The organism is Lacibacter cauensis (genome assembly GCF_007830055.1).
In the GTDB taxonomy this organism is placed as follows: Bacteria; Bacteroidota; Bacteroidia; order Chitinophagales; family Chitinophagaceae; genus Lacibacter; species Lacibacter cauensis.
The window spans coordinates 128,054-141,315 of the sequence record NZ_VLLE01000006.1; the positions used below are offsets into that span (position 1 = coordinate 128,054).

General features: G+C 39.5%; 9 protein-coding genes and 1 tRNA gene. 3 read left to right on the plus strand and 7 right to left on the minus strand.

Features of this window, described 5'->3' with window-relative positions; translation table 11 throughout:
• Nucleotides 1–6: 6 nt before the first annotated feature.
• Both porU2 and IQ13_RS17210 read right to left on the minus strand, forming a co-directional pair.
• Nucleotides 7–5,067, minus strand: coding sequence for a putative type IX secretion system sortase PorU2 (porU2, locus tag IQ13_RS17205; protein WP_144887873.1), 5,061 nt, complete (start codon nt 5,065–5,067; stop codon nt 7–9).
• Nucleotides 5,067–6,191 (minus strand): putative type IX sorting system protein PorV2, encoded by a 1,125-nt coding sequence (locus IQ13_RS17210; RefSeq protein WP_144887874.1) that lies wholly within the window; start codon nt 6,189–6,191, stop codon nt 5,067–5,069. Before IQ13_RS17210 ends, porU2 begins: the two co-directional genes overlap by 1 nt.
• A gap of 220 nt (nt 6,192–6,411) precedes the next feature.
• Between IQ13_RS17210 and tyrS the strand changes: the two genes are divergently transcribed.
• Complete coding sequence (gene tyrS, locus IQ13_RS17215) at nt 6,412–7,689, plus strand: tyrosine--tRNA ligase (protein WP_144887875.1); 1,278 nt, start codon at nt 6,412–6,414, stop codon at nt 7,687–7,689.
• Here the strand turns inward: tyrS and IQ13_RS17220 are convergent.
• Complete coding sequence (locus IQ13_RS17220) at nt 7,686–8,348, minus strand: SGNH/GDSL hydrolase family protein (RefSeq protein ID WP_144887876.1); 663 nt, start codon at nt 8,346–8,348, stop codon at nt 7,686–7,688. The genes tyrS and IQ13_RS17220 overlap by 4 nt on opposite strands.
• Nucleotides 8,349–8,508: 160 nt before the next feature.
• On the opposite strand from IQ13_RS17220, the gene IQ13_RS17225 reads away from it, so the two are divergent.
• Together IQ13_RS17225 and IQ13_RS17230 are read left to right on the plus strand one after the other, a co-directional pair.
• Nucleotides 8,509–8,579: transfer RNA gene (locus tag IQ13_RS17225), tRNA-Gln, on the plus strand.
• Between the two features lie 99 nt (nt 8,580–8,678).
• Entirely contained in the window at nt 8,679–9,350 is a 672-nt protein-coding gene (locus IQ13_RS17230) for a TapB family protein (protein ID WP_144887877.1), read from the plus strand.
• A 2-nt stretch (nt 9,351–9,352) separates the two neighbouring features.
• Here the strand turns inward: IQ13_RS17230 and rfbD are convergent, their stop codons facing one another.
• The 4 genes from rfbD to IQ13_RS17250 all read right to left on the minus strand — a co-directional run bounded on the left by rfbD (nt 9,353) and on the right by IQ13_RS17250 (nt 13,202).
• Entirely contained in the window at nt 9,353–10,219 is an 867-nt protein-coding gene (rfbD, locus tag IQ13_RS17235; RefSeq protein ID WP_144887878.1) for a dTDP-4-dehydrorhamnose reductase, read from the minus strand.
• A gap of 9 nt (nt 10,220–10,228) precedes the next feature.
• Nucleotides 10,229–10,783 carry a dTDP-4-dehydrorhamnose 3,5-epimerase gene (gene rfbC / locus IQ13_RS17240; RefSeq protein ID WP_144887879.1) on the minus strand — a complete coding sequence of 185 codons (555 nt, stop codon included), beginning with the start codon at nt 10,781–10,783 and terminating at the stop codon, nt 10,229–10,231.
• A gap of 65 nt (nt 10,784–10,848) precedes the next feature.
• The gene (rfbB, locus tag IQ13_RS17245; RefSeq protein ID WP_144887880.1) at nt 10,849–11,913 is read right to left on the minus strand and encodes a dTDP-glucose 4,6-dehydratase; all 1,065 of its coding nucleotides are present in this window, start codon (nt 11,911–11,913) and stop codon (nt 10,849–10,851) included.
• Nucleotides 11,913–13,202 (minus strand): nucleotide sugar dehydrogenase, encoded by a 1,290-nt coding sequence (locus IQ13_RS17250; protein ID WP_144887881.1) that lies wholly within the window; start codon nt 13,200–13,202, stop codon nt 11,913–11,915. Before IQ13_RS17250 ends, rfbB begins: the two co-directional genes overlap by 1 nt.
• Nucleotides 13,203–13,262: the final 60 nt, after the last annotated feature.

A 13,262-nucleotide genomic window follows, 5' to 3' on the forward strand; every position in this document is an offset into this window, starting at 1 on the left:
TATTTTCTATCGCATTAGATACATTTTACCATACCCTTTATTAAAATATTGGTCAGTATTATCGCCTTCAATTTTAAACTTCTCCAAAAATTTACCGTTAGAGTTTGTAATGACTCTATACAAGTAAACACCATTAGCCAGTTTATTACCAAACTGATCAGTACCGTCCCACTTATATTCTGTAATGTTACGTCCTATTCGTAGCGGGCCTAATTCAGACTTCGTAATTTCACGCACTACCTTCCCTGTGATAGTCAAAATTTGAATTCGAATGTTTTGTGGAACTTCATAACCTGTTATTGTAAATACAAAAGCAGTTGATGATGTGAATGGGTTCGGATAGTTAAGCATATTGGAGATCATTGGCTTATTAATGACCTGAAACGTAACCTTGTACTCTAATTCTCCAGCTTTATTACCACTTTTATCTGTTCCTGATACAATTAGTTCATACTCTCCGTCTTGCATGAATTTAGGGAAGAGATCGATTGTTGCAGAGTTTTCACCCTTGCTCAGATCCGCAGGCGTAAATTTTACACTGTCGGATTGTGGTTTATAGTCCACTAAAGCGCCGGCTACACCATTGATAGTTGGATACTGTATTTTTATTTTCATTCCAGCAGTGTCTGATAGTGCAAGGAACCGACTATCATCTTTCAACTTCACAAGAATATGTGGCTTTGCGGAAACAACATCCCGGTTGAGTATATGAGTACCATCAAAAGTTACATCAAGCCAAGGTTTATAGTTATCAGTCTTTACAAAGAAATTTTTGAAAATAAAATTATTAAACAGGTGTTGCTCTGGCTGATCTTCATCCGGATTAACCATCAAATAAAGAGTATTCAAACCAATAAAGTCTTTTGTATCTAAACTGTAGGATATTACAATGGAGTCTCCTGTTATTATAGGTCGCTTTCTTGGCAAAGAGATCAGATGAGGCGTGTTGTTCCGGTCCGTAATAATGAGTTTCAATTTCAAACTGTCAAATGCGGTCTCGCCAACGTTTTTAAAGGCTAGTTGAAAATTTAACGGCTCACCTGCTTCAAGTGTATCTTTGAAAACAAATCTAATATTTGGTGCTACAGCTCCCTCCGGAACATAATCTGCAGTCAATCGCCAAAACTCCAGCTGATGAGGAGTTGCATTAACGGGATCTGCATTATTAATCCTTAGTTTTAAATATGGAAAAGCTGTCGCATTTACAAAATCGATGCTTGTATCTTTTGCATTTTTAATTGTTGAGATAAGGACTTCTGTACCTGAGCTTGTTTTACCTATCAAATCAATAGTTGTCGAATCCGGATAACTTTCTATATCTCTTCCATTCCATTTCAGCTGTTTCCAGATTTTGGCAGGGCCAAACCAAGGAGATTCGACTTTACCATCTGTATACAAGCTAGATGCCTCAAACACATCTACCAACTGAAGAAGCGGATCGCCCACTGATTGCTGAGGTGTAAAAGAAGGATCATTTTTCTTGAATATAAATATTACCGGTTTACTATTTGTAAAGGAATCAATTTTTGTAACTCCAAAACTTTTTAGCTTATGATATAAAGAATTACCAGTACCAAATGTGGCTTCGTCGGCTTTCAGCATTGATGCGTCAAAATAAGGAAGATTTACTGATCCGTAATTTGTTACAACCACATAATTCCCATCCGGAATACTATCAAGAAAGTCCATGGCCCGTTTCCTAAAGAGTTGATCATAATATCGGTATTCAAAAAATTTCCGATTTATACCTCCGCATACAGACCTACTTAAGTATCTTCCTAACCCATTTGGCTGGGTCCAGTTTTCCCAAGGCTTCAATGTTTTTGAATCAAAAACATAGAACTGAAATGAGCCGCCGCTACATCCATAACGTTCAATATTCTCGAAATCTATGGCAACATCGAGACTGGCTTCGTTATGATACGGGTTAATCCCTGTTCTGAACTGCACCTTCCGTATTACAGAATCAAACGCCATTCTTCTGCTATTCGAATCAATATTAATCCGTGTATATGAACTCTGTGTATGCTGGAAAAAATGCGATTGATTAAACCCAGTTTCAGTCGAAGATTTATACACAAAGCTTGAGTTATTCCACAGTAAAGCCACGCTATTTTCCGGCTTAATACCGACCCTCCAATAATAAACCGTTTCATCGATAAAATTTATACCAGAAGGCTTAAATTCAATTGCACCGCCTATTGAAGTTACTGAATCTGATTTCAGTAGTGATGAGTTGAACTTTTGAGTGGTATCTATCTGGAAATAATATTTTCGCTGCGAACCTAATGGGTTGGCTGTTGAAGCATAATAAGAGACATTTTGTTTGTTTACAATAGAATAATTATAAGGATAAACAGGACGTAATTCATCTTCAAAAATGAAGAACTCTTTTACAACAACATTATTCGTTTCACAACTTTCATTAACAGTATTTTCCGGATCGATCTCAACTTTCAATTTATTTGTACCCTTATCTCTAAAGGGATCGATGTAAAGTTTTATCTTTAGCGAATCAGCATAGCTGATCCGCTTTATTTTGCTATTATAGACTATCGTATCTTTTCCGGTAGGTAAAGTTCGTGTAATACGGACCCCTACTGAATCACTTGTGGCTTTACCAATATTTGCGATTTTAATATCGGTAGTAAATTCAGATTCTGCAATGGATATAAACTCAGGAGAAACTTTAACCATTGCATCTTCAATTGCTAAATCAGGTTTAGCGTAACTGTAAAATTTAATTGCAGGATCTCCATGGAGAGTAACTTCTTCAGTATGCATGCGAACGTAGAAATCGTTGTATGAATATGTCTTCATCAACGTATCAATTGTATTCGCCATAATGTGCCCAATAGACTGCCCATAACCTTCTGTTTCTTTCGAAAGTTGATTATAAAACTCTTCAGTATAAATATGTAAATAGTTAACAATGCCCAAATGGGTTGATGCTATAAAAGCTACAGCTCCACGCTGCGGAGAAAGAACCCAATTCTCAGTTATAATATACTTACCGGATAGGCGGCCAGGATCTGATAAAAACATATTTCCTGCCTGACAACCATTCACCACCATAATCGGATATTTTCCAATAGACGGGTAACCGCTAGGATCTGAAAGATTATATTCAAGAGTTGAAGGCGAAGAGTGTCCGAAGTATGTCAGCAACGAAAACCCCTGATTAAACAAACTTGTAATATTCTGATTTGCAATTGTTTGTATTGCTGCAACACCTGTTTTTTGAATAGAATAAACATTAGCTCCAAATAAAGTATCTTTTAATACAGTCCCATATTGATTAAGATAAAAACGGATCTGCTCGCCAAGGAAATCGTTGGCTCCGGCTACATGAATTACATTCCGTTTCCATGCTTCATCTTCGATTTTGCAAGAGGTAGAATTATAAAAACTTTCATATTGCTTTACTTTATCCAAGTATGCCTTTACCTCATTGCCATTCACTACCGTAAGCCTGCCAATAGGAATGCGGGGTACAATATTCATTTCATCGGAAGCCATCATCATGTCTGATGCAGGATTACCTAAAGTGGGAACCAAATTTAACTGCTCGATTGTATTTGAACTTTCGCTGTATCGATAACTGATGTAATCCACTCCTTTCCCAACTATTAAGCAATACTTCGGTTTTATGCTGAACCCTGCATAAGCAAAACGTAGGAAATTTTTTATTGCCCATGCATTATTTTTTATACCATAACCAAATTGATCAATAATGTCCTGAACATCATAAATTTTGGCATTAAATGCTCCACCAACTGAACTGCTTCTGTACAAACGATATTGTTCCACTTGATTAACACCATTTGCATCAGAAAACAATAAAGGATTAGAAATCATTATATAGTCCGACTGGTTTCCAGGCGTTCCGTAGTTAACAAAATTCTTTACTACAAACCCTCCAGCAGATATGATGTTAGAGGGGTCCTGACTTACGAGGACTAATTTGCGATTCGTTGAAGAAGGAGGCAATACTACACGTATTTGTGTTGGTGAAATGATGCTTGTTGTAATTCTCAGACCATTAGTAAGATCGTATAATACGGGAGCGTTTATTGCAAAACTAAAACTGTCAATAATAAGATTATTCCCTGCTGTGCTTGCCGGCATCTCAAATTCAAATCTTGTCTGCCCTTTAAAATTAAATTGCCGAGGGTATGTTAATTCGTACATACCAACAACTATTCGATCTGTAACTTCGGTAGATGTGTTTTCAAATTGTACTGTAGCATTATTACCGGAAAGTAAAGTAACAGGAATGTTATCTGCGGACTCATCAATAATTGAGTTAAAATAATTCATTTCCCTGTTTGCTATCTCCGTACCGTTTAACAAGACCCGAACAGTTCTGGTATTTAATGCCCTACCTACAGCTGAGAATTTAAACTTTGCAGACGGCCCGCCTGACGCAACAAACAAATTTGTTTTTGCATTTATTAATGGTGCACCTGGTCTAAACTCGCCACTTGAAAACCCTTCGCCTTTATCAAAGACAGATGAATAAACGTAACTCCCTACAACAGCAGCAAACCCAAGATTGAAATTATCCCGAAAATAATTTCCCTCTGTATGCATAAAATACGGCTCGGGTGTCAATCCCGAACTCAAATCGTTAGTTGTTGTAACAAATCGCTTATTCTGTGCAGCATTGGTATTCACAGTCAGAAAGTAAGCTGCGGTATCCGTAAATAAACTCCATCGATCATTTATTTGATACGATGGGTCGAGATACATACGTTTTTCCCATTTACCATCGTTGATCATTCCATAAAATTCAATAAATCCGTTTGCGGGTAATGCACCGCTTGGACTGGAAGTAAAAATCGGCACCTGCTGCCCATGTCGCCAGAGTTGAAAATGCGAAGCATCTGCGCTTCCAATTCCCATAGCCGCAAGCTGCGCCTGAGAAATACGATACAAGCCTGTAGCTCCAACTTTAAACTTATAATAGGTTTTATTAAAATCAATCCACTCGTTCATGTAGGTCTGAGCAGACAGGTTACTGTGTGCGCAAAACAGGAAGGCGATGTAAAGCAGGATGCGTTTCATTACTTACTTTTTTTCTTTGGGTTTTTAGATTTCAAAAGGTCGAGACGGAGCGACACAATATGGGTATATAACGGATTTGATTGGTTAGCCAGATTTGTAAAAGCATAATCAACATAAAAAGCCGTGCCCAACTTAAAGCCTGCACCGGCACCGGGCTGATAAATCCATACTTTTTTCTGATTGAGCGTATCGCCATCGGCATAAGTTTTCTGGAAGTTAAATACACCTCCTCTCAGAAAGAATACATCCTTGAGGTTTAACTCTACACCAATACGTGGGTCAGCGTTAATTACATCGGAACTGATAACTGTATTACGTTGACCATCGAATGTAAAATCAAGATTTGCTTCTGCTTTCAGCGTTACATTTTTACGGAACTTAAAATCATATGCACCACCTACAACCAAACGGGGAGCTGTTAATTCCGTTGACTTAACCGGTATCTCATTGTTGGTTAAAAAGAGTACTTCTTTTTCTCGCTCAGTAAAGCTGAACGACCAGGCATTGAATGTTGTAGTAATATCTCTTGCTGCTGCACCGAACGACCAGTTCTTTCCTTTCATCTGAAAACCAAGATCCAAACCAAAACCCCAGGCTCTTGCAAAAGTTCCCACATTACGGTGAATCACTTTTGCATTCACACCAATGCTCATTTGTTTATTGGCAGTTTCTTTCAACTTTTGTGCTACCGATAAGATCACAGCATAATCGGCCGAAGAAAAAGAACGGATATTGGCATAGTTAACACTACCATCCGGCTCAATCAGGTATAACGTATTAGGGATATCATCTACAGCAAAACGAAGGAAAGATAAACCAACTGTACGCTTGTTATTTGCAACGGGAATTGCCAATGCACCAAAATCATATTTACCAATTCCGGCAAAATACTCTGCATGCATCAACGAAAGTGAAGGGTCGTTCTGTACGCCTGTAAGTCCTGCAGGATTCCAGTAACCAGCTGTGGCATCGTTTACCGAAGCTACCTGTGCACTACCCATGCCAAAAGCACGGGAACCTGCACCAATATTTAAAAATTCGTTGGAATAAATGCGTATTTGTGCAAACGGTTTAACGCAGCACAGGAGGATTACGGATAGGATCAGGGTTGCTCGGGTTATCATCCGGTCAGTTTTCTGGTAAACAATTAGTTTCTTAGTAGAGACTTTCTATAAATTGAAAGCTGCTTAGGTAACAAACAAAAGTAATCATAAAACTTCCCAAAGCAAAGCTCTGTTTAAGAAAGCGCCAAGTTCTTCAAACGTTGATATTCAATGTTTATTGCCCTTTTCGATACAAAATGGCCTCCGCTGCCCTACTTTTGCGGAAAATCGGATAAAAATTATGCATTTGATCGATGAATTGAGATGGAGAGGGATGATCCAGGACATCATGCCCGGCACAGAAGACCAATTAAAAAAGGAAATGACGACTGCCTATATTGGTTTCGACCCAACGGCCGACAGCCTGCATATTGGTAGTTTAGTGCCTATTCTACTGCTCGTTCATTTGCAAAAAGCCGGTCATAAACCTATTGCCCTCGTTGGTGGTGCTACCGGTATGATTGGTGACCCCAGTGGGAAAAGCCAGGAACGTAATCTGCTCGACGAGGAAACATTAAACAAAAACGTAGCTGGCGTTAAAGCCCAGCTGGAAAAATTCCTTGATTTTGACCCGTCGAAACCCAACGCTGCAGAAATGGCCAATAACTACGATTGGTTCAAAACCATTTCGTTTATCGATTTTCTGCGGGATACGGGCAAGCACATCACCATCAATTATATGATGGCGAAAGACAGTGTAAAAAAGCGCATTGAAAGTGAAGTGGGTCTTAGCTATACAGAATTTGCCTACCAGCTGATGCAGGGTTATGATTTCTATTGGTTGTACGAACACAAAAGCTGTAAGCTGCAAATGGGCGGCAGCGACCAGTGGGGAAATATTACAACCGGCACTGAACTCATCCGTCGTAAAGTTGGCGGCGAAGCCTTTGCCTTTACCTGTCCGTTAATTAAGAAAGCAGATGGTACCAAGTTTGGTAAAACCGAACAAGGGAATGTTTGGTTAGATGCAAGTAAAACAACACCCTACCAGTTCTACCAATTCTGGTTAAATGCCAGCGATGCAGATGCCCAAGGATGGATCAAAATTTTCACCTTCCTTGCAAAAGAAGAAGTGTATGGATTGATTGCTGCACATACTGCAGATCCCAGCAAACGTATTTTACAAAAGCGTTTGGCAGAAGAGGTAACAAAGTTTGTTCATGGAGCAGATGCCTTGGCTGAAGCAATTGCCACAACAGAAAAACTGTTTGCCAATCAAACAGCACCTGCAGAAAGTTTAAGCATAGAAGATCTGGAAGGCATGGACGGTGTGATTAAGTTTGATTTTGCTGCCGATAAATTAGCTGAAGGAATTGATATTGTCTCCTTCTTAGCAGAAACAACCATTTTCCCAAGTAAAGGTGAAGCACGCAAAACAGTACAAGGTGGTGGCGTAAGCATAAATCGTAAGAAAGTAGAAGGCATCGATCTTAAAATCGACAGCTCACTACTTTTACATAATACTTACCTGCTGGTACAGAAAGGAAAGAAAAATTATTATTTGGTAAAGGCGGTTTAAAGCGCTTGAATCGCTTTCCAGATTTCATCGGCAACCAATTGGTTGCCTTTTTCATTTAAATGAACTCTGTCGGTAGTTAAAATTCCACGGTCTTTGTTTGATGGATTATTCTTGAGATTATAATCGATGAACGCTTTGCGCAAATCAACAAGTGGCAATGTATTTTTTTGTGCAAGCCCACGAATGATTTTACTGTACTCAGTCAAATCACCATCCTGCGGATTGCTGCCATCAGCCTTTTCGCCAATTACAGCAGGGGTACATAAAATAATCTTGCTATTCTTTGCCTTGATTTTATCAATAATTGCCTGATAAAACTTCGCAAACTTATCTGCATCGGTACCGGTGCCCGATGAACTTTTATGCCACACATCATTCACTCCAATATAAATCACCACAACATTTGGGTTTTTCGCCAGCACATCCTCCTCCATCCGCAGGTATAAATCGTACACCTTGTTTCCTCCAATCCCCGCACCAACAAATTCATATCCAGCTTTACCCTGTTGTTGCGCCATACTGTCTATTCGCTTCACATAACCTCCCGGGTTAATGCCTGCCTGCGTAATAGAATCGCCAAAGAAAATAACCTTGGTTTTAGATTGAAAGGAGAAAGCCATCATGAGCAAGGGAGCGGCAAACAAGATTATCTTTTTCATTGATTCAAACAGATTTATTTGTTATAGGAGGCAAAAGATACGTGCTTTCTAAAAATCTATTCATTGATTTTGATAAATTTTTTGGTTGATCATTTACTGCACCTTATTTTTGCACCCCCAACAACGCAGAAATGCCTGTTTGGGATTCCGAAAGGAAGATTGGCCTATAGTATAATGGTAGTACGACAGATTTTGGTTCTGTTTGTCTTGGTTCGAATCCAGGTAGGCCAACAAAGACCCTCCACAATGTGGAGGGTCTTTTGCATTTACAACATACCTGTTTTAGGTATTGTGTGTAATTCCATGTTGCCCTTTCTTTACAAAAAAAACATGAAACACCATCTCAGCTTTTTTCTTTTTCTAATTTCCGCACTTGGCATTCGTGCACAATGTACCAGCTTCTATTACCTGCAGGCAAACAAAACCATCGAAATGAGCATGACAAATGCGAGGGGCAAGTCTACCGGAAAAATTATTTACCAAACAGGTAAAATAAGTAGTATTGGAGGCTCTACTTCCTCGATGCTTAAACAGGAAGTGTTCGATGAAAAAGGAAAACTTATTCAGTCGTCGGAAAATAAAATTAAATGCAGTGGCGGAGTAATGATGATGGATATAAAATCTTTCATGAATAACTCTCAGGATAAAGAGCAGAAAATTGAAATAAAAGGAGAAGATGTATATATCGAATACCCATCTGCATTGAAAGAAGGCACTACTCTTCCGGATGGAAAAGCAAGCTTTAATTCCATAAGAGGGACGGTTATCACCGAAATGGAAATGAATATCACCGACAGGAAAGTTATTGCCAAAGAAAATATTACAACCGCAGCAGGCACTTGGGACTGTTACAAAATAACCTATTCGATTCAAATAAAAACGTTCGTGGGAGGCATCGCAATTCCAATGAAATTTAATGCTACAGAATGGTTTGCTCCCGGTTTTGGCGTGGTAAAAACAGCATCACGTTTTGGTGAAACGGTCATTAGCAGTATTAAATAACTTTAAGCAGATTGCAATATTCTAATGCATTTTTTCAAACTGCCTTTCCATTGTGGCACCTGCACATGAAAGACAGTTTTTATTTTCTCTTTATTCAGCAATGAATAATGCGGACGTTTGGCAGGTGTTGGATACTGCGCCGTTTCAATAGGATGCACAATTGCTTTACTGCCTGTTATTTCTTGAATGGCCTGTGCAAATTCGAACCAGCTGATCTTCCCTTCGTTGCTGTAATGATAGATGCCGCTCTCCCATTTACCCGAAGAAATGATATCGAGAATAGCCTTTGCTAAATCTGCAGCATAAGTTGGCGAACCGATCTGATCTGCCACCACATTCAACTCATTCCGTTCGTTCATCAACCGCATCATCGTCTTCACAAAATTGTGACCGAACGATGAATACACCCATGCAGTACGAATGATGATGGCTTCTCCATCTTCTTTCATACACAACTGCTCGCCCAACAGTTTTGAACGACCATAAGTATTAATGGGGCCTGTGGCATCATCTTCTTTGTAAGGTGTTTCACTTTCACCATCAAACACATAATCGGTGGAGATATGAATAAACTTGGTGTTATACTTTTTGCAGATAGCCGCCAAATGTCCAACAGCTTCGCCATTCACCAGCATAGCCATATCCTGTTCGCTTTCCGCTTTATCAACTGCAGTGTACGCAGCACAGTTGATGCAGTATTGCGGCTTTGTAGCGATGAAGAAATTTTCTACTAAACCATAGTGGTGCAGTTTCAGATCTTCACGTGATGCAAATACAAAACGATACTGCGGATAAGCGTCTGCAAGTTGTTGCAGCTCCTTTCCGAGCTGACCATTGCTACCTGTTACAAGTATTACCGGCTTTTCCATATGCAATTATTAAAAGAGGCTGTCTTCATCAAGCTCGGCCCATTTTGCATTCAATTGATCTTTACCTGAAATAATTTCTTTCCCTTCTTCTATTCTCCAATCAATTTGCAAGGTTGCATCATTATAGAGCAATCCGCCTTCGCTTTGTTTGTTGTAAAAATTATCGCACTTGTACAACACTTCCGCTGTTTCACTCAACACAGAAAATCCATGTGCAAAACCACGTGGAACGAGCAAGGCATTTTTCTTTTCCGCTGTTAATTCTACAGCATACACCTGTTTAAAAGTTGGAGAATCTTTACGCAGATCAACGACAACATCCAATATTCTTCCGCTCAAACAACGCACCAGTTTTGCCTGTGCATGTTCACCTTTCTGAAAATGTAATCCACGGATAACACCGTAGGTTGAACTGGATTGATTATCCTGCACCCAATTGTAAAACAATCCTTCTTTTTCAAAGGTCTGTTGATTGTATGATTCAAAGAAATAACCCCGCTCATCGCCAAAAACATTTGGTTCAAACACGACCAAGCCGGGGAAACCTGTTTGTAAAAAAGCCATTACGCTATGTCTGATTTAGGATGTATGATTTCTGATTTAATTACTCACCATTCACTACTCACCACTTACCTCTTGTCGTATTGTGCATCATAGTACTTCTGGTAGTCACCACTCGTTACATGGTTGATCCATTCTTCGTTGCTCAAATACCAGTCAACTGTTTTTTCCAAACCTTCTTCAAACTGAAGCGATGGACTCCAGCCTAATTCTTTATTGAGTTTGGTTGCATCGATAGCATAACGCAGATCATGACCGGCACGGTCTTTTACATAAGTAATCAACCTCGCACTTTCACCTGCTGCACGCCCAAGCTTTTTATCCATAATGCTGCAGAGCAAATGAACCAGGTCAATATTTTTCCATTCGTTGAAGCCACCTACATTATAACTTTCGCCGAGTCTGCCGTTATGGAAAATCGTATCAATTGCTCTTGCATGATCTTCAACAAATAACCAGTCACGCACATTTTCTCCTTTACCGTACACGGGCAACGGTTTGTTGTTTTTGATATTGTTGATCATTAACGGAATTAATTTTTCCGGGAAATGATGCGAGCCATAGTTGTTGCTGCAGTTACTCATCACTACGGGTAACCCATAGGTATCATGATAAGCCATCACAAAATGATCGGATGCGGCTTTTGAAGCTGAGTAGGGAGAATGCGGATCGTACGGTGTTTCTTCGGTAAAGAATCCTGTTTCACCTAATGAACCATACACTTCATCGGTTGAAACATGATAGAAAAGTTTGCCTTCATAGTTTCCATTCCAATGCTTACGACAGGCATTGAGCAAAATAGCCGTACCCAACACATTTGTTTTTACAAATGACAATGGATCAAGAATACTGCGGTCAACATGACTTTCGGCTGCCAGATGAATCACTGCATCAAAATGATATTGGTTGAATAACGCTTCCACTCCTGCTTCATCCGTAATATCAACTTTTGCGAAAGCATAATTCGGCTTATCCTGTACATCTTTCAGATTCTCCAGATTACCTGCATAAGTCAACGCATCACCATTTACAATTTTGTAATTGGGATACTTGTTTACAAACAAACGCACTACATGGCTGCCGATAAAGCCGGCACCGCCTGTTACCAATATTGTTTTATCAAACTTGCTCATTACAAACTCCAGTATTTGAGTGTAGAAATTTTATTACGGTAAATACCTTTGAGGTCAGCAAACAATGCTTTCTCATTGGCAATGGAAGAAAGATATTCTTCCGAAAAATCTTTGTACGGATGATGCGCTACTGCCAAAACAATTGCATCGTATCCTGTTCCTATTTCTGCTGCAAGTGTTAAGCCATATTCATGCTTCACTTCTTCAGCATCAGCATGCGGATCAACAAAATCAACAGCCACATTGTACTCCAGCAACTCTTTCACCATATCCGCCACTTTTGAATTACGGATATCAGCTACGTTTTCTTTGAACGTTGCCCCTAATACCAACACCTTTGCATTGGCTGCACTTGGTGCATGCTTAATAATATGCTGAATAATTTTTTTGGCTACATAACGGGGCATTTCATCATTCACAAATCGACCGCTTGCAATAACTTTTGAGTTATAACCTAACTGCTGTGCTTTGTAAGTGAGGTAATAGGGATCAACGCCAATGCAATGACCACCAACCAAGCCCGGTGTGTATTTATGAAAGTTCCATTTTGTTCCTGCAGCTTCCACTACATCAAATGTGTTGATGCCGATACGATCGAAGATGATGGAGAGCTCATTCATTAATGAAATGTTCAGATCACGCTGTGCATTTTCAATGATTTTTCCTGCTTCAGCTACTTTAATATTGGGTGCACGATGCACACCAACTTTCACCACACTTTCATACACTGCAGCAATTTCCTGCAACGATTCATCATCACAACCGGAAACGATTTTAACGGTATTACTTAGCGTATGCTGTTTATCGCCGGGATTAATTCGCTCAGGCGAATATCCAATTTTAAAATCAACTTTTCCTTTTAAACCACTGAACTGCTCCAGTATGGGCATACAATCTTCTTCTGTACAGCCGGGATAAGTGGTGCTTTCATAAATAACATAATCACCCTTCTTCAATACTTTACCCACCGTTTCACTTGCTTTTTCCAATGGCGTAAGGTCAGGAACTTTATGATCATCCACAGGTGTAGGAACGGTTACAATAAAGAAAGATGCTTCTTTCAATACATTCACATCATCGGTAAAAACGATATCCCTGCCTGCAAACATATCCGCATCCACTTCCTTGCTGGGATCTTCGTTGCGTTGCATCATCGCAATGCGTTTGCTGTTGATGTCGAAACCGATCACCTGCATATGAGCAGCTAATTCCAATGCCAACGGCAAGCCCACATAGCCTAAACCTACTACAGCTGCTTTCTTTTCTTTATTGATTAATGATTGATACATAAGCCTGATGGCTGATTTATGATTTAGGATGTCTGATTTAAACTCATCACTGATTACTCA

Bases quoted from the DNA above. Each gene is read 5' to 3' on its own strand.
- IQ13_RS17250 (WP_144887881.1), bottom strand. From the start codon at position 13,202: ATGTATCAATCATTAATCAATAAAGAAAAGAAAGCAGCTGTAGTAGGT.
- porU2 (WP_144887873.1), bottom strand. From the start codon at position 5,067: ATGAAACGCATCCTGCTTTACATCGCCTTCCTGTTTTGCGCACACAGT.
- rfbD (WP_144887878.1), bottom strand. From the start codon at position 10,219: ATGGAAAAGCCGGTAATACTTGTAACAGGTAGCAATGGTCAGCTCGGA.
- IQ13_RS17230 (WP_144887877.1), top strand. From the start codon at position 8,679: ATGAAACACCATCTCAGCTTTTTTCTTTTTCTAATTTCCGCACTTGGC.
- rfbB (WP_144887880.1), bottom strand. From the start codon at position 11,913: ATGAGCAAGTTTGATAAAACAATATTGGTAACAGGCGGTGCCGGCTTT.
- tyrS (WP_144887875.1), top strand. From the start codon at position 6,412: ATGCATTTGATCGATGAATTGAGATGGAGAGGGATGATCCAGGACATC.
- IQ13_RS17220 (WP_144887876.1), bottom strand. From the start codon at position 8,348: ATGAAAAAGATAATCTTGTTTGCCGCTCCCTTGCTCATGATGGCTTTC.
- rfbC (WP_144887879.1), bottom strand. From the start codon at position 10,783: ATGGCTTTTTTACAAACAGGTTTCCCCGGCTTGGTCGTGTTTGAACCA.
- IQ13_RS17210 (WP_144887874.1), bottom strand. From the start codon at position 6,191: ATGATAACCCGAGCAACCCTGATCCTATCCGTAATCCTCCTGTGCTGC.